Annotated in this window: 18 protein-coding genes; 4 read left to right on the top strand and 14 right to left on the bottom strand. The window is 68.1% G+C overall.

Annotation, left to right across the window (positions count from 1 at the left end; genetic code table 11):
* Positions 1-13: 13 nt before the first annotated feature.
* The 5 genes from H3H55_RS33650 to xylA form a co-directional block, all read right to left on the bottom strand.
* A complete protein-coding gene (locus tag H3H55_RS33650) occupies positions 14-1,213 on the bottom strand; it encodes a sugar ABC transporter permease (protein WP_193102543.1) in 1,200 nt (399 codons plus the stop codon).
* Positions 1,210-2,769 (bottom strand): D-xylose ABC transporter ATP-binding protein, encoded by a 1,560-nt coding sequence (gene xylG, locus H3H55_RS33645; RefSeq protein ID WP_193102542.1) that lies wholly within the window; start codon positions 2,767-2,769, stop codon positions 1,210-1,212. Before xylG ends, H3H55_RS33650 begins: the two co-directional genes overlap by 4 nt.
* Before the next feature lie 60 nt (positions 2,770-2,829).
* On the bottom strand, positions 2,830-3,858 hold the full coding sequence (xylF, locus tag H3H55_RS33640; RefSeq protein ID WP_193102541.1) for a D-xylose ABC transporter substrate-binding protein: 1,029 nt from the start codon (positions 3,856-3,858) through the stop codon (positions 2,830-2,832).
* A 93-nt stretch (positions 3,859-3,951) separates the two neighbouring features.
* Entirely contained in the window at positions 3,952-5,442 is a 1,491-nt protein-coding gene (gene xylB / locus H3H55_RS33635; RefSeq protein WP_193102540.1) for a xylulokinase, read from the bottom strand.
* A 4-nt stretch (positions 5,443-5,446) separates the two neighbouring features.
* Positions 5,447-6,769 carry a xylose isomerase gene (xylA, locus tag H3H55_RS33630; protein WP_193102539.1) on the bottom strand — a complete coding sequence of 441 codons (1,323 nt, stop codon included), beginning with the start codon at positions 6,767-6,769 and terminating at the stop codon, positions 5,447-5,449.
* A 273-nt stretch (positions 6,770-7,042) separates the two neighbouring features.
* Here xylA and H3H55_RS33625 point away from each other — a divergent pair, with 273 nt between their 5' ends.
* Together H3H55_RS33625 and H3H55_RS33620 are read left to right on the top strand one after the other, a co-directional pair.
* Positions 7,043-8,236: a XylR family transcriptional regulator gene (locus H3H55_RS33625; RefSeq protein ID WP_193102538.1), complete on the top strand. Its 1,194-nt coding sequence runs from the start codon at positions 7,043-7,045 to the stop codon at positions 8,234-8,236.
* Positions 8,237-8,263: 27 nt separating this feature from the next.
* A complete protein-coding gene (locus H3H55_RS33620; protein ID WP_193102537.1) occupies positions 8,264-9,352 on the top strand; it encodes an aldose epimerase family protein in 1,089 nt (362 codons plus the stop codon).
* 98 nt (positions 9,353-9,450) lie between these two features.
* On the opposite strand, the gene yjfF is transcribed toward H3H55_RS33620, so the two are convergent.
* The 7 genes from yjfF to H3H55_RS33585 all read right to left on the bottom strand — a co-directional run bounded on the left by yjfF (position 9,451) and on the right by H3H55_RS33585 (position 16,626).
* Complete coding sequence (gene yjfF / locus H3H55_RS33615) at positions 9,451-10,539, bottom strand: galactofuranose ABC transporter, permease protein YjfF (protein ID WP_193102536.1); 1,089 nt, start codon at positions 10,537-10,539, stop codon at positions 9,451-9,453.
* Entirely contained in the window at positions 10,536-11,576 is a 1,041-nt protein-coding gene (locus tag H3H55_RS33610; protein ID WP_193102535.1) for an ABC transporter permease, read from the bottom strand. Before H3H55_RS33610 ends, yjfF begins: the two co-directional genes overlap by 4 nt.
* Positions 11,573-13,087, bottom strand: coding sequence for a sugar ABC transporter ATP-binding protein (locus H3H55_RS33605; protein ID WP_193102534.1), 1,515 nt, complete (start codon positions 13,085-13,087; stop codon positions 11,573-11,575). Before H3H55_RS33605 ends, H3H55_RS33610 begins: the two co-directional genes overlap by 4 nt.
* Before the next feature lie 61 nt (positions 13,088-13,148).
* Positions 13,149-14,111: an ABC transporter substrate-binding protein gene (locus H3H55_RS33600; protein WP_129518347.1), complete on the bottom strand. Its 963-nt coding sequence runs from the start codon at positions 14,109-14,111 to the stop codon at positions 13,149-13,151.
* A gap of 429 nt (positions 14,112-14,540) precedes the next feature.
* Complete coding sequence (locus H3H55_RS33595; RefSeq protein WP_193102533.1) at positions 14,541-15,386, bottom strand: pirin family protein; 846 nt, start codon at positions 15,384-15,386, stop codon at positions 14,541-14,543.
* Between the two features lie 36 nt (positions 15,387-15,422).
* Entirely contained in the window at positions 15,423-16,028 is a 606-nt protein-coding gene (locus H3H55_RS33590) for an FMN-dependent NADH-azoreductase (RefSeq protein WP_193102532.1), read from the bottom strand.
* Positions 16,029-16,047: 19 nt separating this feature from the next.
* On the bottom strand, positions 16,048-16,626 hold the full coding sequence (locus tag H3H55_RS33585; protein WP_129518350.1) for a YceI family protein: 579 nt from the start codon (positions 16,624-16,626) through the stop codon (positions 16,048-16,050).
* A gap of 118 nt (positions 16,627-16,744) precedes the next feature.
* Between H3H55_RS33585 and H3H55_RS33580 the strand changes: the two genes are divergently transcribed.
* Together H3H55_RS33580 and H3H55_RS33575 are read left to right on the top strand one after the other, a co-directional pair.
* Positions 16,745-17,668 (top strand): LysR family transcriptional regulator, encoded by a 924-nt coding sequence (locus tag H3H55_RS33580; protein ID WP_193102531.1) that lies wholly within the window; start codon positions 16,745-16,747, stop codon positions 17,666-17,668.
* A gap of 129 nt (positions 17,669-17,797) precedes the next feature.
* The gene (locus tag H3H55_RS33575; protein ID WP_193102530.1) at positions 17,798-19,186 is read left to right on the top strand and encodes an MFS transporter; all 1,389 of its coding nucleotides are present in this window, start codon (positions 17,798-17,800) and stop codon (positions 19,184-19,186) included.
* A 100-nt stretch (positions 19,187-19,286) separates the two neighbouring features.
* Here the strand turns inward: H3H55_RS33575 and H3H55_RS33570 are convergent, their stop codons facing one another.
* Together H3H55_RS33570 and H3H55_RS33565 are read right to left on the bottom strand one after the other, a co-directional pair.
* Positions 19,287-19,514 (bottom strand): hypothetical protein, encoded by a 228-nt coding sequence (locus H3H55_RS33570; protein WP_193102529.1) that lies wholly within the window; start codon positions 19,512-19,514, stop codon positions 19,287-19,289.
* Positions 19,515-19,529: 15 nt separating this feature from the next.
* The gene (locus tag H3H55_RS33565) at positions 19,530-19,808 is read right to left on the bottom strand and encodes a DUF4148 domain-containing protein (RefSeq protein WP_129518354.1); all 279 of its coding nucleotides are present in this window, start codon (positions 19,806-19,808) and stop codon (positions 19,530-19,532) included.
* Positions 19,809-19,959: the final 151 nt, after the last annotated feature.

Raw genomic sequence — 19,959 nt, 5'->3', positions numbered from 1 at the left:
ACCGGGCGCCGCGTCAGCGCCGGTTCGAGCGCGACACCACGTCGATCCACACCGCCAGCACCAGCACCGCGCCCTTGACGATCATCTGCCAGTACGCGTCGACGTCGAGCATCGACATGCCGTTGTCGAGGCTCGCCATCACGAGCGCGCCGATCAGCGCGCCGTAGACGGTGCCCGACCCGCCGCGCATCGACGTGCCGCCGATGAAGCACGCGGCGATCGCGTCGAGTTCGCCCATCGTGCCTGCGGACGGCGAGCCGGCCGCGAGCCGCGCGGTGTTCACGATGCCGGCGAACGCGCACATCAGCCCCATCAGCGCGAAGATCGCGAGCTTCACGCGATCGGTATCGACGCCCGACAGCCGCGTTGCCTCGAGATTCGAGCCGACCGCATAGATACGCCGGCCGAACACGGTCTGCGTCGCGATCCACGAGAAGACGCCGAGCAGCGCGAGCAGCAACAGCACCGGCACCGGAATGCCGCCGTAGCGGTCGAGCGTCGCGACGAACGCGAACAGCACCGCGCCCGCGCCCGCAATCTTCACGGCGTCCTGCCACACCGGCGCGACCGCGAGCCGGTAGCGGCGCCGCGTGCCGCGCTGCCGCACGACCAGCAGCACGACGAGCGCGAACAGCAGCAGCGCGAGACCGTCCCCCGCCGTGCGCGGCAGATAACCCTGCCCGAGGAACACGAAGCCGTCCGACACCGGCGCGATCGTCGAGCCGCCCGTCACGCCGAGCAGAATCCCGCGAAACGCGAGCATCCCGCCCAGCCCGACGATGAACGACGGCACGCGCCGGTAGGTCGACCACCAGCCGTTGAAGAGCCCGACCAGCACGCCGAGCGCGAGCACGGTCGGCACCGTCGCGGCAAGCGGCCAGTGGCGGTTCACGTCGAGAATCGCCGCGACACCGCCGAGCAGCCCAAGCAGCGAACCGACCGACAGGTCGATCTCGCCCGCGATGATCACGAACACCATCCCGCACGCGAGCATGCCGGTGATCGACATCTGCCGCAGCAGGTTTGACACGTTGCGCGGCGTGACGAACGCGCCATCGGTCAGCACCGAGAAGAACGCCCAGATCGCCACGACCGCGAACAGCAGCGCGAGCACCTTGTAGCGCACGAAAATCTGGCGAAGCGGACGGCCAGTTGGACGACGCGTGTCGGCGTCCGGCGTCGCGGCGGTAGAAGAGGAAAGTTCGGAATTCATGTCGTGCTCGTTGCGGTGGGTTCGGTCGGCAGCCGGCCGGGTTTCAGCGCGGCGCCCAGAATCTGTTCCTGCGTCAGACCGTCGTTGACGAAATCGCCGCGCAGTTCGCCCTCGCCGATCACCAATACGCGATCGGCGAGCCCGAGCACCTCGGGCATTTCCGACGACACGACGATCAACGCGACGCCGCGCTTCGCGAGCGCGAACACGAGCCGGTAGATCTCGGCCTTCGCGCCCACGTCGACGCCGCGGGTCGGCTCGTCGAGAATCAGCACCTGCGGCTCGGCCAGCAGCATCTTGGCGAGCACGGCCTTCTGCTGGTTGCCGCCGGACAGGCTCGAGATCGGCAGGAACGGGTGCGCGGCGCGCACCGACAGCCGCTGCATCTCGGTGCGGATCGCGTCCAGCTCGGCGGCCGCATCGATCCGCCCGCGCGCCGCGAAGCGCCGCAGCACCGCCAGCGTGATGTTGTGACCGACGCCGAGCTGCGGCACGATGCCGTGGCGCTTGCGATCCTCGGGCACCATCGCGATGCCCGCGCGGATCGCGTCGGCAGGCGAGCGGATCGTGAGCGGCCGGCCGTTCATCAGCACGGTCGCCGTGCACGCACCCGGATACGCGCCGAAGATCGCCTGCATCAGCTCGGTGCGGCCCGCGCCGACGAGCCCGGCGACGCCGAGGATTTCGCCGCGCCGCACGCTGAACGACACGTCGTCGACCCGCTTGCGGCGCGGGTTCGTCATGTCGCGACAGGTCACGTGGCGCGCTTCCAGCACGACGTCGCCGATCTCGTGCGGCTCGCGCGGATACAGGTCGCGGATCTCGCGGCCGACCATCATCGCGATGATCCGGTCGGTCGTCAGCGCGCGCATCGGTTCGGTCGCGACATGGCGGCCGTCGCGGATCACGGTCACCGTGTCGCACACGGCCTCGACCTCGTCGAGCTTGTGCGAGATGTACACGCACGCGACGCCGCGACGTTTCAGGTCGCGCACGATGTCGAGCAGGATCCGCGTCTCCGCGGCGCTCAGCGACGACGACGGCTCGTCGAGGATCAGCAGCTTCGCGCGCTTGTTCAGCGCCTTCGCGATCTCGATCAGTTGCTGGTGCCCGCCGCCGTAGTTCATCACCGGCTGCGCGACGTTGATCGAGTCGATCCGCAACTCGTGCAGCAGTGCCTCGGCACGCTGGACCATCGCCGCGTAATGCATGCGCCCGCCCGGCAGCGTGATCTCGTTGCCGAGGAAAATGTTCTCGGCAACCGACAGTTCGGGCACGAGCATCAGTTCCTGGTGGATGATCACGATGCCCGCGCGCTCGGTGTCGCGCACGCCGGACGCGACGAGCGGCGCGCCTTCCCAGCGGATCTCGCCGTCCCACGTACCGTGCGGATAGACGCCCGACAACACCTTCATCAGCGTCGATTTGCCCGCGCCGTTCTCGCCGCACAGCCCCACGCACTCGCCCGGCCGCACCATCAGGTCGATGCCGTCGAGCGCTTTCACGCCGTCGAAATCCTTGACGATGCCGCGCATCGTCAGCAAGGGTTCGGTCATTCGCTCATGCCTCGCAGTATGCGCGCGGACGCCCCGGTGGGCCGCCCGCGCGCCGCGCCGTTACTGGCTCGCCAGCTGCGCCTGGGTATAGAAGCCGTCCTTCACGACGATGTCGACGTTGCGCTTGGTCAGCAGCGTCGGCTGCAGCAGCACCGTGTCGACCTTCTTCTTGCCGTTGTCGTATTGCGCGTTGAAGGCGGGCTTCGTGCCCTTCGCGAGGTCCACCGCGAGCTTGGCCGCTTCGCTCGCGATCAGCTTGAGCGGCTTGTAGACGGTCATCGTCTGCGTGCCGGCGATCACCCGCTTGACCGCCGCGAGGTCCGCATCCTGCCCGGACACCGGCACCTTGCCGGCCAGGCGCTGCGCGGCGAGTGCCTGGATCGCGCCGCCCGCGGTGCCGTCGTTCGACGCGACGATCGCATCGATCTTGTTGTTGTTCGCGGTCAGCGCATCCTCGACGATCCGCAGCGCGGTCGACGCACTCCATTCAGGCACCCACTGCTGGCCGACGAGCTTGATGTCACCGCGATCGATCGCCGGCTTCAGCACCTTCAGCTGTCCTTCGCGCAGCATCTTCGCGTTGTTGTCGGTCGGCGCGCCGCCGAGCAGGAAATAATTGCCCTTCGGCTTCGCGTCGTAGACGCCCTGCGCCTGCAGCTCGCCGACCTTCTCGTTGTCGAACGAGATATACGCATCGACGTCGGCGTCGAGGATCAGCCGGTCGTACGACACGACCTTGATGCCCGCCTTGCGTGCCTCGGCGACGACGTTGCCGAGCGTCTTCGAATTGAACGGCACGATCACGATCACGTCCACGCCGCGCGAGATCAGGTTCTCGATCTGCGAGATCTGCCGCTCCTCGCTCGCGTCCGCGGACTGCACGGACACTTTCGCGCCGAGCTTCGTGGCGGCGGCCACGAAGTAGTCGCGATCGCGCGACCAGCGCTCGACCCGCAGGTCGTCGATGCAGAAGCCGATCTCCGGCTTGTCCTTGCTCGCATGCGCGAGCGGTGCGCCCAGCGTGAGGGCCGCCAGCGCAGCGGCGCCTGCCAGTGCATTCAATACGGTACGACGCGTTACGGATTTCATGTCTCCAACTCCTCTCTTTATTGGACAACCCCACGAACGCCGGGCGGCCGCCGAAGCACGCCGCCCATCGTCTAGCTACCGCACGGCACGGCGTTATGCCTCAAGGCCCGCACCTGCCGCAAACACCGGTTCGAGCGCGCGATACAGCGCGCGAAACGTCGGCCGCCGCACGTCGCGATACCACGCGTGGCGCGCCATGTCGGGCTCGCGCACGGCCACCACGGGCGGCTGCGGGCACACCGCGTCGAGCGGCGCATCCGGTTCGAGCGCGAGATGCGCGAGCCGCGCGGCGCCAAGCGCCGGCCCGACTTCGCCGCCCGCGCGCAAGGTCAGCGCGCGGCCGCTCAGGTCGGCGAGCATCTGTGTCCAGTACGCGCTGCGCGAGCCGCCGCCGATGACCGTGATGCCGTCGGGTGCGAGCCCGGCCGCATGCAGCGCGTCGATCCCGTCGAGCAGCGCGAAGCCGACGCCCTCGAGCGTCGCGTTCGCGAGGTCCGCGCGCTGCGTGTCGGGCGTCAGCCCGTAGAACACGCCTTTCGCATTCACGTCGTTGTGCGGCGTGCGCTCGCCGCTCAGATAAGGCAGGAACCACGGACGATCCGCGCGCGCGTTCGCCTCGGCGTCGGCGAGCAGCGCCGCGACGCCGTCGTAGCCGGCCAGTTGCGCGGTGAAATCGACGCACCCGGCCGCATTCAGCATCACCGACATCAGGTGCCAGGTGCGCGGCAATGCGTGACAGAAGCTGTGGACCGCCGACTCCGGATTCGCGCGAAAACCGTCCGACACCGCGAAATACACGCCCGACGTGCCGAGCGACAGCAGCGCATCGCCGGGCCGCACGATGCCGACACCGACCGCACCGGCCGCGTTGTCGCCGCCGCCCGCGACGACCGGAATGTCGCGCAACCCCAGTGCACGCGCGACCGCCGGCTGCAGCGTGCCGGTGATGCGATTGCCCTCGAACACGGCGGGCACCTGTGCGCGCGACAGCCCGCACGCGGCGAGCAGCGTGTCGTCGTAGTCGCGCTTCTCGACGTCGAGCCACAGCGTGCCGGCGGCATCCGACGGATCGGTCGCGAACACGCCGGTCAGCCGGTAGCGCAGATAATCCTTCGGCAACAGCACGTGGGCGATGCGCGCGAACACGTCCGGCTCGTGCCGGCGCACCCACAGCAGCTTCGGCGCGGTGAAACCCGGCATCGCGAGGTTGCCGGCGACGGCGCGCAGCGTGGGCGCCAGCCGCTCGAGCTCCGCGCACTCGGCGTCCGCGCGACCGTCGTTCCACAGGATCGCGGGGCGCAGCACGTCGCCGCGTGCATCGAGCAGCGTCGCGCCGTGCATCTGCCCGGTCAGGCCGAGCGCGTCGATGTCGCGCGGATCGATGCCGGCCGCGCGCGCGTCGGCGACCAGCGCCGCCAGCGCGCCGCACGCCGCATCCCACCAGTCGCGCGGCGCCTGTTCGGACCAGCGCGGCCGCGGCCGGCTCACCGCCAGCGGCCGGCTCGCGCTGGCGCGCACCGTACCGTCGCGGTCGAGCAGCACGGCCTTCACGCCCGACGTGCCGAGATCGAGTCCGATATACATAGTGTTAGCGCAGCCCGTAGATCGCCTGGTTCACGATGTTCTCGAGCCGTTCCTGCGCGCCGCTTGCATGCTGCGGGTTCACGCCGCGCGCGAGCGCGTCGGCGGCGAGCGACTCCAGCGTGTAGCCGCCCGACAGGATCTCGCGGCCGAATGCGCTGTCCCACTGCGCGTAGCGCTGCCGGCGCAGCGCGTCGAGCCGGTCGTTTTCGACCAGCACGGCCGCGCGCTCGACGGCCAGCGCGAGCACGTCGATCGCGCCGACATGGCCGTAGAACAGGTCTTCCGGATCGACGCTCTGGCGACGCACCTTCGCGTCGAAGTTCATGCCGCCGGTGGTGAAGCCGCCGTGACGCAGGATCTCGTAGAACGCGAGGGTCAGCTCCTCGACGCTGTTCGGGAACTGGTCGGTGTCCCAGCCGTTCTGCGCATCGCCGCGATTCGCATCGACGCTGCCGAACACATCGAGCGCGAACGCGTTCGCGATCTCGTGATGGAACGAATGGCCGGCGAGCGTCGCGTGGTTCGCTTCGATATTCACGCGGATCTCGTTCTGCAATCCGTATTGCGTGAGGAAACCGTGCACGGTCGCGACGTCGTAGTCGTACTGGTGCTTGGTCGGCTCCTGCGGCTTGGGCTCGATCAGCAGCGCGCCGTTGAAGCCGATCCGGTGCTTGTGCTCGACGACCATCGACAGGAAGCGGGCGAACTGCTCGCGCTCGCGCACGAGATCGGTATTGAGCAGCGTCTCGTACCCTTCGCGGCCGCCCCACAGCACGTAGTTCTCGCCGCCGAGCCGATGCGTCGCGTCGAGCGCGTGGCGCACCTGGGTGGCCGCCCACGCGAATACATCGGGGTTCGGGTTGGTCGCCGCGCCCGCCGCGAAGCGCGGATGCGAGAACAGGTTCGCGGTGCCCCACAGCAGCCGAACGCCCGTCGTCTGCTGACGCTCGGCCAGATAGTCAGTCATCCGCGCGAAGTGCTCGACGTACTCGCGCAGGCTATCGCCCTCCGGCGACACGTCGGTGTCGTGGAACGTATAGAACGGCGTGCCGAGCTTCGTGAAGAACTCGAATGCCGCATCGGCCTTCTGCCGCGCCCGCTCGAGCGGGTCGCCCGGCTGCTGCCATGGCCGTCGGAACGCGCCCTGGCCGAAGATATCGTGGCCGGGCCACACGAACGTGTGCCAGTAGCACACCGCGATCCGCAGGTGTTCCTCGAGCGTCTTGCCGAGCACCTGTTTCGTGCGGTCGTAATACCGGTAGGCCAGCGGGTTGTCCGACTGCGGACCTTCGTAGCGAATCGCGGGAATATGTTCGAAATACGACATGGCGTCTCCGTCCGGTTTCTTGTTGCAGTGCGGCGCGCATCGCGGTGGCGTGCGAGCCGAATTCGATCTGGCTGGATCGTGCCCGCACGCCCTCGCACCCGCAATTGCGAAATTGCGCAGCACGCTTAACGTTTCTTGCCAGTGCGCTGCGCACGGCCCACATTCCGTCCTACAATCGCCGGACACCAGACAGATCAGACAGCCGCGCGGCCTGGCCCGCGCGCCCGGAGACAACGACGCGACGCCATGGTCGGCGCGCGCTTCGAGACCGAGATGAATCGCGCCCCTTCCACCCAGACGCCGCACCGCATCGCGCTGCTGTTCAACGCCAACAAGGTCTACGACCGCGAGATCATCAGCGGCATCGGCCAGTACCTGCGCTCGACGCGCGTGGTCTGGGACCTGTTCCTCGAAGACGACTTCCGCTGCCGGCTCGCCGGCATCGAGCGCTTCGACGGCGACGGCATCATCGCGGACTTCGACGATCCGGCCGTCGCCGACGCGCTCGCCGGCTCGCCGCTGCCGATCGTCGCGGTCGGCTCGTCGTACGAGGATCCGGCGCAGTATCCGGACGACGTGCCGTATATCGCGACCGACAACGCGAAGCTCGTGTCGCTCGCGTACACGCACCTGATCGGCGCCGGGCTGCCGCACTTCGCGATGTACAGCCTGCCCGTCGCGCAGGAGAACCGCTGGGCGCAGCAGCGTGAACGCGCGTTCGAGCGGCTCTCGCACGCGGACGGCGCCGATGCGGCGATCTACCGCGGGCTGTCGACGAGCGCGTCGGGGTGGAACCACGCGATCGAGCAGCTGATCGGCTGGCTGCATGCGCTGCCGAAGCCTGTCGGCATCATTGCGGTGACCGACGCGCGCGCGCGGCACCTGCTGCAGGCGTGCCTGATCGCCGGCCTCGCGGTGCCGGAACAGGTCGCGATCATCGGCATCGACAACGACCCGCTCACACGCACGCTCACGCGCATTCCGCTGTCGTCCGTGATCCAGGGCACCGAGGAAATGGGCCGTACCGCCGCGCACCTGCTGCACCAGATGCTGCGCGGCGCGCGTTTTCCCGACCGGCGGATTCTCGTGCCGCCCGTCGGGATCAACGTGTTCGAATCGACTCGCCACCAGCCGCTCACGAGTCCGTACGTGATGCACGCACGCCACTTCATTCGCCAGTACGCGTGCCAGGGCATCAAGACCGAGCAGGTGGCGGACTACGTCGGCGTGTCGCGCTCGCTGCTCGAAGAGCACTTCCGGCGCGAACTGCAGCGCACCGTGCACCAGGAAATCCTGCGCCACAAACTCGAAGCGGCGCAGGCGTTGCTCGCCGGCCGGCAGGCGTCGAGCGCCGAAGTCGCGATCCGCTGCGGGTTCACGTCGCTCCAATACATGTACGCGGTGTTCCGGCGCGAGCTGGGTTGCACACCGCGCGAATACCAGGAACGCGCGGTCGCCGCGCACTGAAGCTCGCCGTTCACCTCGAATCCACCCATGCACATCGATACCGATTCCCCCCGCCTGACGCCCGGCGTCGCCCGCGTGTCCTCCGAGCCGTGGGGCACGCTGCCCGACGGCGAACCGGTGCGGCGCTACACGCTGCGCAACACGCACGGGATGCGCGTCGTCGTCAGCGACCTCGGCGCGACCGTCGTGTCGTGGCTCGCGCCCGACCGCACCGGACGCTTCGCCGATATCGTGCTCGCGCACGACACGCCCGCGGAATACCTCGAATCGGGTGTCTACCTCGGCGCGACGATCGGCCGCTGGGCGAACCGGATCGCCGGCGCGCGCTTCACGCTCGACGGGGTCGACTACTCGCTCGATCGCAACGAGAACGACAACCTGCTGCATGGCGGCGCGAGCGGCTTTCATCGCCAGCGCTGGGAAGTCGTCGACGACTGCGGCGGGCTGACGCTGCGGCTCGATTCGCCCGAAGGCGATGCGGGTTTTCCGGGCAACGTGAGCGTGCTGGTTCGCTACACGCTCGACGACGACGGCACGCTGACGATCGACTACACCGGCGTCACCGACGCGCGCACGCCGCTCAACCTGACGAATCACAGCTATTTCAACCTCAGCGGCCGCGCGGGCAGCGACGTGCGCGGCCACGTGCTGAGCATCGACGCCGACGCGTTCCTCGAAGTCGACGACGCGCTGATCCCGACCGGCACCGCCGACGTGACCGGCACGGCCTTCGATTTTCGGCAGAGCGCGCCGCTCGGCGCACGCCTCGACTGGCCGCATGCGCAACTCGCGCGGGCGCGCGGCTTCGATCACTGCTTCGTGCTGCGCGACCGTGCGCGCGCGGTCCGGCCTGTCGCCGGCATCTACGATCCGGAAAGCGGCCGCGAACTGGTCGTATCGACCGATCAGCGCGGCCTGCAACTCTATACGGGCAACTATCTCGACGACGTGCGCGTGAGCGGCGGCACGCGTTGCGCGCGACATGCCGCGTTGTGCGTCGAAGCCGGCGGCTTTCCGGATCAGGTCAACATGGCTGGCCTGTGCGACGACGTCATCCTGCAGCCGGGCGCCGTCTATCGACAGACCACGCTGTACCGCGTAGCCGTTCGCGCGTAACGCGCGCGGCGGCCGCCTTCGACAGACACCCGCGGCAAAGTACCGCCCGCGCCGCTGCGCCGCTGCTCGTCACGACGCAGCGCGCGTCGTGCAATCCACTACACGCGCCGCATCGTCGAGACGAGCGCCGCATCCTCGCCAGGCTCGGCCGGCCGCGCGTGCGCGGTGTCGCGCTTCGGCCGTTGCGGGTCGAGCCCCGTGCCACCGGTACGCCGCCGCGCCGCATGCCGCTCGATGACCCGCTGCAGCACGCAGAACACGCACAGCAGCGCGCCGATCACGATCCGCGTCCACCACGAGCTCAACGTGCCGTCGAACGTGATCAGCACCTGGATCGTGCCGAGGATGCCGACGCCGAACACCGAGCCGATCACGTAACCCACGCCGCCCGTGAGCAGCGTGCCGCCGATCACGGTCGCGGCGATCGCGTCGAGTTCCATCCCCTGCGCCTGCAGTCCGTAGCCCGACAGCACATACAGCGTGAACACCACGCCGCCGAGCGCCGAACACAGCCCGCTCAACGCATAGACGCCGATCTTCGTGCGCGCGACCGGCAACCCCATCAGCAGCGCCGATCGTTCGTTGCCGCCGATCGCGTACACGTTGCGGCCGAAGCGCGTGAAATGCGCGACGTAGATCGCGACGGCCAGCGTCACGAGCGCGACCAGTGCACCCGCGCTCAACGTGCCGCCGCCGACCGGCACGCTGATGCCCGCGATCGCATGAAACGTCGGCTCGTTGATCGTGATCGACTGCGTCGTGATCAGGAAGCACGCGCCGCGCGCGAGAAACATCCCGGCCAGCGTGACGATGAACGGCTGCAGCCGGAAATAATGAATCAGCGCGCCCATCGCCGCGCCGTACAGCGCGCCGAACGCCAGCACCAGCGGCACGATCACCCACACGGGCCAGTGCAGCCGCTCGGCGCCGACCGCGCAGAATATCGTTGTCAGCGCAACGACTGAGCCGACCGACAGGTCGATGCCGCCCGACACGATCACGAACGTCATCCCGATCGCGACGATCAGCAGGAACGCGTTGTCGACGAACAGCCCGGTCAGCACCTGCATCGAGAAGAATCCCGTGTACATCACGGACCCGAAACCGAACAGCGCGGCGAACAGCACGATCGTCACGACGATCGGCAGCGTGCGCGGGTCGGCGAGCCGGCCAAGAAATCGGTTCATCGCGGTGTCGCTCCGGGAGTGGCGCGCGAACGCGCGGAAGGCAGCAGCCGCGACGCGTGCCGGACGACGAGCGCGCGCGCCGCGTCCGACTGGATCAGCGTCACGACGATCACGACGACCGCCTTGACGACCAGCGTCGCCTCCGGCGGCACGCCGATCGAATAGGTCGTGTAGGTCAACGTCTGGATGATCAGCGCGCCGAGCACCGAACCGGCGAGACTGAAGCGGCCGCCGAGCAGCGACGTGCCGCCGAGCGTCACCGCGAGGATCGCGTCGAGTTCGAGCAGCAGCCCCGCGTTGTTGCCGTCGGCGCTGCGCACGTTCGAGCTCGCGAGGATGCCGGCGAGCGCCGACATCACACCGGAACACAGATACACGCCGAACACGACCGCGCCCGAGCGCAGCCCGACGAGCCGCGTCGCGACCGGGTTCACGCCGATCGCGCGGATGAACAGCCCGAGCGCCGTGCGGTTCACCAGCAGCGCGGTCGCGGCGATCGTCGCGACCGCGATCCACACCGAGCACGGCACCGTCGCCAGATACCCGCCGCCGAGCGCGAGGTAGCCGGGCGCGCCGATCGGAATGATCTGGCCGCCCGTCAGCAGTTGCGCGACGCCCCGCCCGGCCACCATCAGGATCAGCGTCGCGATGATCGGCTGCATCCCGACGAACGCGACGAGCAGGCCGTTCCATGCGCCTGCGAGCAGCCCGACGCCGAGCGCCGCGGCCAGCGCCACGCCGATCCGCGACGGGTCCGCATCGAGCACGATTGCCGCGGCCGCGCCGGCGATCGCGACGATCGCGCCGACCGAGATGTCGATCCCGCGCGTTGCGATCACGAGCGTCATGCCGAGCGACACGATCACGAGCGGCGCCGCGCGGTTCAGGATGTCGATCGGCGCGCCGAACAGGTGGCCGTCGAGCAGTGAAATCGCCAGGAAGCCCGGACGATGCGCGACGTCGAGCGCGAACAGCAGCGCGAGCGTCAGCACCGGCCACGCGAGCGGATGACGAAACAGCGTGCGCACACGCATCATGACTGGCCTCCCGCGATCAGCCGGTAAACCTGCTCTTCGGACGCGTCGGCGCCGGTCAGCTCGGCGACCTTGCGCCGGTCGCGCAGCACCGCGATCCGGTGGCTCACGCGCACGACCTCGCCGATCTCCGACGAGATGAACAGGATCGCGAGCCCGGTCGCGCACAGCGCGAGCACGCGCTCCATGATGTCGAACTTCGCGGCGACGTCGATGCCGCGGGTCGGCTCGTCGAGAATCAGCAGCTTCGGGTCGGTCGCGAGCCAGCGCGCGAGCAGCACCTTCTGCTGGTTGCCGCCCGACAGCAGCCCGATCGGCTGCTCCGCGTCGCGCGCCTTGATGCCGAGCCGCGCGATATACGTGTCGGCGATCTCGCGCTGACGCGCGCGTCCAATCAGCCGCCACCAGCCGCGCCGCGCCTGCAGCGCGAGGATGATGTTCTCGCGGATCGACAGCGCGGCGACGATGCCCTCCTTCTTGCGGTCTTCCGGGCAGTACGCGATTCCGTGCCTGACCGCATCATGCGGCGACGCGAGCCGCTTGCGCGTGCCGTCGATCTCGATCGCGCCGGTGTCGGTGCGCTCCGCGGCGAACGCGAGCTGCGCGGTTTCGGTGCGCCCCGAGCCGAGCAGCCCGGCCAGCCCGACGATCTCGCCGGGCCGCACGTCGAGATCGAGCGGGCTCATCATCCCGCGCCGGCCGACCTGCTGCAGCGACAGGAACGGCGCGGCCGTGCCGGCGGTCCGCTCGACCGCGGCGGCACCCGCCTGCAGCGTGTCGGACATCCGTTCGCGGCCCGTCATCTTCGCGACCAGCGTGTCGACCGGCAGGTCGCGCGCCAGATATTCGCCTTCGCGCTCGCCGTTGCGCATCACGGTGATCCGGTCGGACACCGCGTAGGTCTGCTCGAGGAAATGCGTGACGAACAGGATCGCGATGCCCGAAGCCTTCAGCCGGCGCAGCACGTCGAACAGCCGCGCGACCTCGCCGTCGTCGAGGCTCGACGTCGGTTCGTCGAGAATCAGCACACGCGCATCGACCGACACCGCGCGCGCGATCGCGACCATCTGCTGCACCGCGATCGGATACGCGTCGAGCGAGCGCGTGACGTCGAGCGACAGGTCGAGTTCGGCCAGCGCGGCGCGCGCCCGTGCATGGATCGCGTTCCAGTCAATCGCGCCGCGCCGCATCGGCTGCCGGCCCGCGAAGATGTTCTCCGCGACCGACAGGTTCGCGCACAAGTTCACTTCCTGATAGAGCGTCTGGATCCCGGCCGCCTCGGCGTCGCGCGGCGCGGCGAAGCGCACGGCCTCGCCGCCGACGCGAATCTCGCCCGCATCGTGCGCATGCACGCCGGTGAGCACGTTGATCAGCGTCGACTTGCCCGCGCCGTTCTGGCCCATCAGCGCGTGGATCTCGCCCGGAAACAGCCGGAAGCTCACGCGCTGCAGCGCGCTGACGCCCGGAAACGACTTGTCGATGTCGATCATCTCGACCACCGGCGGATTCGTCATCAACCCTCCATCGAAGCGGTTGCGGGCGGCGGCTGCTACGCCGCCGCCCATGCGGGCCAGGTCAGTATTTGCGGGTCGGCATCACCTGCGCCGCGACGTTCATCGGGAACACGGTCTCGTTCGTCACGATGCGCTTGGGCAACTGCTTGCCGGCGACGACGTCCTTCACCGCAGTCATCAGTTGCGGGCCGAGCAGCGGACTGCATTCGACGTCGACGTTGATCTTGCCGGCGACCATCGCCTGGAAGCCGCCCTTGGTCGCATCGAACGACACGACGCTCACGTCCTTGCCGGGCTTGATGCCGGCCTCTTCCATCGCCTGGATCGCGCCGAGCGCCATGTCGTCGTTGTGCGCATAGACGACGTTGATCTGCTTGCCGTAGGTCTTCGCGAACGCTTCCATCACCTGCTTGCCACCGGCGAGCGTGAAGTCGCCGCTCTGCGACGCGATCACCTTGAATTTCGGATTGTTCTTGATCACTTCGAGCAGGCCGGCGCGGCGATCGTTGGCCGGTGCCGAGCCGACCGTGCCCTGCAGCTCGACGATGTTGATCGGGCCCGCGTCGTTCTTGTAGTGCTCTTCCATCCAGTGGCCGGCGCGCCGCCCTTCCTCGAGGAAGTCCGAGCCGATCATCGTCACGTACAGCGACGGATCCTTCACGTCGACGCCGCGGTCGGTCAGGATCACCGGGATGTGCGCGGCCTTCGCCTCGGTCAGCACCGGCTCCCAGCCCGATTCGACGACCGGCGAGAACGCGATCACGTCGACCTTCTGCGCGATGAACGAGCGGATCGCGCGGATCTGGTTCTCCTGCTTCTGCTGCGCGTCCGAGAATTTCAGGTTGATGCCGGCATCCTTCGCCGCGCCCTTCACCGACACGGTGTTCGCGGTGCGCCACGCGCTCTCCGCGCCCACCTGCGAGAACCCGAGCGTGATCGGCTTTTGCTGGGCGAACGCGCTCGGCGCCAGTACCGTCGCCGCGGCGACGATCGCACCGGCCGCCAGCTTCCTGATGAATGTCATGGTCCGTCTCCGATGATGTCGTTGTATGCCGCGGCGCTGTTCTGGTTCTGCTTGGCGCGGACGCGGTTCGGGGCGGCGCTGGCCGGTGCGTCCGGCCGGCCCGGTCTGCATGCCCCGCATCAGTCTAGGAACAAGTCCGATAACCTTCCAATGAAATCTTGGATGGGAGCGATATCCGAACCGGCATACGTATAAACACTGATGCGCGGGGAAGCCCGGCGTGGCGGCAGCGCCGGGCACGCCGCGTCACGATTCCGTGAACGGAATGACGGCAGGCGGCGGCAGAAAGGGAGATTGGGGTCTGCTTCGGATTCAGAGGGAGGCGGCGGACGGCACGATCATCGGCATGCCCGGACACAGCACGACGAGGGCAAGCCAGCGCTTGCCCTCGTCGATACCCTGCGTCGTGATGAAACGGCGTCTGCCGGATCAGCGCAACGCGCCCTTGGCGCGCAGTTCGTGGCCGATGCGCACGATTTCACGCTCGCCCTCCACCAGCGCGGCGGCGCTCGTGTGCACCGAGTAGTTGCCCAGATGGAGATCGTGCGGATGCGGGATGGCCGTGCCGACCACGAAGCGCACGTCGGTCACCGCGTCGAATTCGATCGCGGCGTCGGACGGGTCGAACACCGCCAGCTCGCCCTGCCCGACCGGGTCCGGCGTAAGCAGGCTGCCATCCATCACCGCCGTCCAGCCGACCCGCGCGCCCTGCTGCGGCTGGCAGGTCCAGCGCTCGCCGGCCTTGAGGGTCACGACGAAGTAGTTGATGCCCGGCGGCGCATCGATCGGGCTGACCGCGTCGCCGCTGCGGCCGAGCAGCACGCGCGCCGGGCCGTCCGACGGGATATCGTCGATCGACAGGTGCTGGCTGAACGCCGGCGCCAGCTCGCGCCCGGGCGGCAGCGCGACCCATAACTGGAACGCCTTGACCGGCGGCACGACGGTGCCCGTATGCCAGACGCCGCGCCCGGCGCTCATCCATTCGATGTCGCCCGCCTCCATCGTGCCTGCGTGGCCGGTGGATTCGGCGTAGGTGCCGCGTCCGTCGATCGCGAGCGTCAGCGTCGCGATCCCCGAATGCGGATGCCAGCCGAAGGCCGGCTGCCCCAGCGGCGCCTGCGTATCGATCAGGTCGAGAAAGACGAACGGCTTGATCATCTCGCCAACGTCGGACGGGCTCGCCATCCGGACGACCGGCCCGTGCGCGTGGCCGCGCGTACGGAACACGACGTGACGCTCGGCGACGGCGACTGCGGGTTGCGTGGCATTCGACATGGTGGTTCTCCAGTAGCTGGTATCCGGCGCGTTGCGTCAGGCCGCGAGCGCAGCCGCCGCTTCCTTCGCCGATGCGATGGCGCCGCTGCGCTTGTCCTGCCCCATCGCCACGCCTTCCGCGCGAATGAACGTGATGTCCGTGATGCCGAGGAAGCCGAACGCCGCTTTCAGATAGGTTTCCTGATGATCGAACGCGGCCGCCGGCGAGCCTTCGCTGTACACGCCGCCGCGCGACGACGCGACGACCAGCTTCTTGCCGACGCACAGGCCGATCGGCCCGTTCTCGCCGTAGCGAAACGTCTTGCCGGCGACGGAGATGCGGTCGATCCACGCCTTCAGCTGCGATGCAATGCCGAAGTTGTACATCGGTGCGCCGACGACCACGATGTCGGCCGCGAGAAATTCGTCGAGCGCGCGCTGGCCGATCTCGACGTCCGCCTTCAGCGCGTCGTCGATCGGTGCGCCTTGCGCGGCGGCGAGGTGGTCGGCCGTCAGATGGCCGATCGGCGTGGCGGCGAGATCGAGGCGCGTCACCGTGAGGCCGGGGGTGCGGCCGCGGAAAGTCGCGACGGCTTCCGCCGACAGTTCACGGCTGACCGAGCCTTGGCCGAGGATGCTGGAATCGATATGCAGCAGTTTCATGAGGATTCTCCGAAAGGGCTTATTGCTTGAGGGCTTCGGCCGTGATCAGCAGGCGCGTCTTCATGCTGAAGCCGTACGTCTTGCCGAAATCGACGCCGAACTCGCTGCGATCGAACTCGCCCACCGCATCGACGCCGCACACTTCGCGCTTGAGCATCGGATGCGGCATGCACTTGAACGAATCGATCTTCAGCGTCAGCGGCCGCGTCACGCCATGCATCGTGAGATTGCCGACGACCGTCGCCGGCTTGTCGCCGTTGAACGTGATCGCACCCTTGTAGGTCGCGTCCGGGAACTTCGACGCATCGAAGAACTGGTTCGATTGCAGGTCCTGGTCGAGCTTCGTGCTGCCCGTATGCACCGACGCAATGGCGGTCGTCACTTCGACGGTGCCCGTCTTGGCCGCACGATCGAGCGTCACGGTGCCGCTCGATTTGTCGAACTTGCCGCGCCAGACCGACAGGCCGCCGATGTGATCGGCCTCGAAGCTCGGGTACGTATGGTCCGGATCGAGCTGGTACGTCGACGCGGCCGCGAATGCGGAAAACGACAGCGATGCGGCGAGTGCGCCTGCCACGATCGTCAGATGCTTGTTCAATTCAATCTCCTTGGGACGTCAGGTGTTCGTCTGTAGCGTGATACGAGTATGGAGACTGAAGCTGCTTTACACTAGACGGATAAATAGGATTTGATTAATCCATTTTTGGATGAATCCGATGCTCGATCTGAATGATCTCGCGCTGTTCGTCCAGGTCGTCCGCGCCGGCAGCTTCTCGGAGGCCGCGCGGCGCCTGCGCATGCCGGCCAATACGCTGAGCCGGCGCATCGACCAGCTCGAAGGGCAACTCGGCACGCGCCTGCTGCATCGCTCGACCCGCAAGCTCGCGCCGAGCACGGAGGGCCAGACGCTGTTCGAGCGCTATGCGCCGGCACTCGACCGGATCTTCGAGATCGAGCGGCTGCATGCGGACGAGCAGGAACCGTCCGGCACGGTTCGCGTGACCGCGATGGCCGGCCTGTTCGAATTCTTCCGGCTCGAATGGCTGGCCGAGTTCTATGCGCGTTATCCGCAGATCAGCATCGACTTCCTGCTCGACGACACGCCGGCCGACCTGATCGGCGAGCGCATCGACCTCGCGCTGCGGATGGGCATCGAGACCGGCGGCAGCTTCCGCGTGCGCCGGATCGCGCCGGGCACGATGATCCTCGCGGCCAGCCCTGCGTACCTGGAACGGCGTGCCGCGCCGCGCACGCCGCGCGATCTCGCCGAACACGATTGCCTGACGGTTTCCAGCCGCCAGGGCCGCAGCATGTGGCGCCTGCAGGGGCCGCGCGGTACTCAGGAAATCGCAATCGATGGCCGCTTCTCGGTGAACGACATGCGCGTGGTGGTGCAGGCGTGCGTCGCCGGGCTCGGGATCGCGCTGCTGCCGCAGTTGCTCGCCGAACCGGCGATCGAACAAGGAAAACTCGTGCGGGTATTGCCCTCCTATCGACGCTCGAGCACCGGCCTCGGGCTGCAGCTCGTCTATACGAGCCGCCCGCCGCTGCCGCAGGCTGTCGCGCTCTTCGCCGAGTTCCTGCTGGAAAAACTGGGCGACGGCATGCCCGGGCAGCCAGCGAGCCAGGCAGACCGATAACGTTTCCTTGTCGGCGCAAACGGAATTTCTTGTTGGACGCGGAATTTCGGCGATCCAACACTGCGGGGCATCGCGTCGGGGTCCGACCGACGCCATACAAGGGCCCGGTGCCCATCGCAGGAGACAGCCATGCCGGCAGCAGGAAGGTCCATCAATGTCCGTGAGTTCATCGACGCGCGCGCGGTCAGCCCGTTTCAGTGGCTGGTCGGGTTTCTCACGTTCGTCGTGATCTCGCTGGACGGCTGGGATACCGTCATCATCGGCTTCGTCGTCCCCGAACTGATCAAGGAATGGGGCGTCACCAAGAACGCGCTGGCGCCGGTACTGAGCGCCGCGTTGTTCGGCCTGGCGGCGGGCGCACTGCTCGGCGGGCCGATTGCCGACCGGTTCGGGCGCAAGCGCGTGCTGGTCGCCAGCGTGCTGATCATCGGCCTCGGGACGCTGGCCACCGCGCACGCCACGTCGCTCGCGACGATGCTGCCGATCCGGTTCGTCACCGGGCTCGGTCTCGGCGCCGTGATGCCGAACGTCGTGACGCTGTGGTCCGAGTACGTGCCGGAACGCCGGCGCTCGTTCCTCGTGACGATCGTGTACAGCGGCTTCACGGTGGGCGCCGCACTGTGCGGCTTCATCGCGGCCTGGATCATTCCGAGCTACGGATGGCGCACGATGCTCACGGTCGGCGGCGCGCTGGCCGTGGTGTGCGTGCCGCTTCTGATGCGCTGGCTGCCGGAATCGGTGGCATTCCTGACGGTTCAGAACAAGCGTCCCGAACGGATCGCGAAAATTCTGTCCGCGATCGGCCGGACGCGCGTGCCGGCCGATACGTCATTCTTCCTGCCGGCCCAGCCCAGGGTGAAAGGCGGCGCGATCGGCACCATCCTGTCGAAGCGCTACGTCGCCGGCACGGTCCTCATCTGGCTGTGTTATTTCGTCGGGCTGTTCGTCACCTACCTGCTCTACAACTGGCTGCCGACGATGGCGAAAGAGGCCGGCTACACGAGTGCGCAGGGCGCGATCATGGTCGGCTTCCTGAACTGGGGCGGCACGCTGGGCTCGATCGCGATCGGCTGGCTGATGGATCGCTTCGATCGATACCGGACGATCGCGTTGAGCTTTTGCCTGGCAGCCGTGTCGCTCTGGGCAGTCCATGGGATGCAGTCGACGTTCGGCGCGTTGCAGGTGCTCGCGTTCGCGTGGGGATGGTTCATACCCGGCACCAATACGGGGATGAACGCGTTGACCGCGCGCTTCTACCCGACCGTCGCGCGCTCCACCGGCCTGAGCTGGATGCATGCGTTCGGGCGGCTGGGCGCCATCGGCAGCGCGTTTGCCGGCGCAGCCATCCTGAGCGCGGGATTGGGGCTCGGCCAGATTCTCCCGATGATGGCGGTTGCGCCGCTGACGGGTGCGGTGGCCGTGCTCGTCATCGCGGGGCTCGTGAAGCGGTGGGCGCTGGCCGACGAATCGGTGTCGGTGGTGGTGCCTGCGGCGACCGAGGTTTCGCCGAATACGTGACGCACGTTGAACCCTGGACGATCGCGCGGCTGCATGCATGCCGCGCGTGCGTCCGCCGGTCCACGCCGAAACCGGAACGCATGACGGCCGTCGCCGCGGCTCAGTTCCGGCATGCCACCGCCTTCCTGTCGGTGTCGCGATCCTGATTCGAAACGACGCTTGCAGCGTGCGCCCGCGTGTCGTCACTTACCCGCGTCGGATTCAACTCGCGTAACACGCTGGCGCGCCCGCCATCGTCATCCGGCAGTTGCGGCATCCCGCGCGCAAAGGCCGGCGCGACCGCCACCGCGAGCAGCGCGGCGATCGCCAGTCGGGAAAGAACCTTCATCGCCCGGCTCCCGCTTTACTGCGCATTGACGGACGGCACGGACGTCGACGCGGTCGCGGTGCCCGGTTCGCCGTGCGCGATCGCATAAAGCTCGGCATTGCGCGAGATCGTCTGCGTGCTCGGCGGATAGTCCCAGTTCGACGTCGGCACGGTGCCGTCGCGCTGCGCCTGGACCAGCTGGGCGATCACGTCGGCGCGCGTCAGGCCCGACGACGACGTCTGTGCGAAAGCGGCGACCGGCGTGCCGATTGCGAGTGCGAGCAGCGCGGTGGCTGCGATCAGTTTGCGATTCATGATGAAACTCCCGGAACGGTTCGATGAGGACGCATCGTCGATGCGCCGCCGGCGGTGCCGCGAATGCGGTTCGCCGCCCGACACCTTCATTCTGGTCATCGCGGCCGGCACGACGCTGACCGCCACATGACAATCCTGAAATCTGCGGCTC

The sequence above is a fragment of the Burkholderia sp. Z1 genome (genome assembly GCF_014893795.1).
Taxonomy (GTDB): Bacteria; Pseudomonadota; Gammaproteobacteria; order Burkholderiales; family Burkholderiaceae; genus Burkholderia; species Burkholderia theae.
Note: the sequence above shows the minus strand (reverse complement) of the source record. Positions and strands in the feature narration are given on the sequence as shown.

Bases quoted from the DNA above. Each gene is read 5' to 3' on its own strand.
- H3H55_RS33595 (WP_193102533.1), bottom strand. From the start codon at position 15,386: ATGTCGAATGCCACGCAACCCGCAGTCGCCGTCGCCGAGCGTCACGTC.
- xylB (WP_193102540.1), bottom strand. From the start codon at position 5,442: ATGTATATCGGACTCGATCTCGGCACGTCGGGCGTGAAGGCCGTGCTG.
- H3H55_RS33575 (WP_193102530.1), top strand. From the start codon at position 17,798: ATGCCGGCAGCAGGAAGGTCCATCAATGTCCGTGAGTTCATCGACGCG.
- H3H55_RS33625 (WP_193102538.1), top strand. From the start codon at position 7,043: ATGAATCGCGCCCCTTCCACCCAGACGCCGCACCGCATCGCGCTGCTG.
- xylG (WP_193102542.1), bottom strand. From the start codon at position 2,769: ATGACCGAACCCTTGCTGACGATGCGCGGCATCGTCAAGGATTTCGAC.
- H3H55_RS33570 (WP_193102529.1), bottom strand. From the start codon at position 19,514: ATGAAGGTTCTTTCCCGACTGGCGATCGCCGCGCTGCTCGCGGTGGCG.
- H3H55_RS33580 (WP_193102531.1), top strand. From the start codon at position 16,745: ATGCTCGATCTGAATGATCTCGCGCTGTTCGTCCAGGTCGTCCGCGCC.
- xylF (WP_193102541.1), bottom strand. From the start codon at position 3,858: ATGAAATCCGTAACGCGTCGTACCGTATTGAATGCACTGGCAGGCGCC.
- xylA (WP_193102539.1), bottom strand. From the start codon at position 6,769: ATGTCGTATTTCGAACATATTCCCGCGATTCGCTACGAAGGTCCGCAG.
- H3H55_RS33565 (WP_129518354.1), bottom strand. From the start codon at position 19,808: ATGAATCGCAAACTGATCGCAGCCACCGCGCTGCTCGCACTCGCAATC.
- H3H55_RS33605 (WP_193102534.1), bottom strand. From the start codon at position 13,087: ATGACGAATCCGCCGGTGGTCGAGATGATCGACATCGACAAGTCGTTT.
- H3H55_RS33650 (WP_193102543.1), bottom strand. From the start codon at position 1,213: ATGAATTCCGAACTTTCCTCTTCTACCGCCGCGACGCCGGACGCCGAC.
- yjfF (WP_193102536.1), bottom strand. From the start codon at position 10,539: ATGAACCGATTTCTTGGCCGGCTCGCCGACCCGCGCACGCTGCCGATC.
- H3H55_RS33590 (WP_193102532.1), bottom strand. From the start codon at position 16,028: ATGAAACTGCTGCATATCGATTCCAGCATCCTCGGCCAAGGCTCGGTC.
- H3H55_RS33610 (WP_193102535.1), bottom strand. From the start codon at position 11,576: ATGATGCGTGTGCGCACGCTGTTTCGTCATCCGCTCGCGTGGCCGGTG.
- H3H55_RS33600 (WP_129518347.1), bottom strand. From the start codon at position 14,111: ATGACATTCATCAGGAAGCTGGCGGCCGGTGCGATCGTCGCCGCGGCG.
- H3H55_RS33620 (WP_193102537.1), top strand. From the start codon at position 8,264: ATGCACATCGATACCGATTCCCCCCGCCTGACGCCCGGCGTCGCCCGC.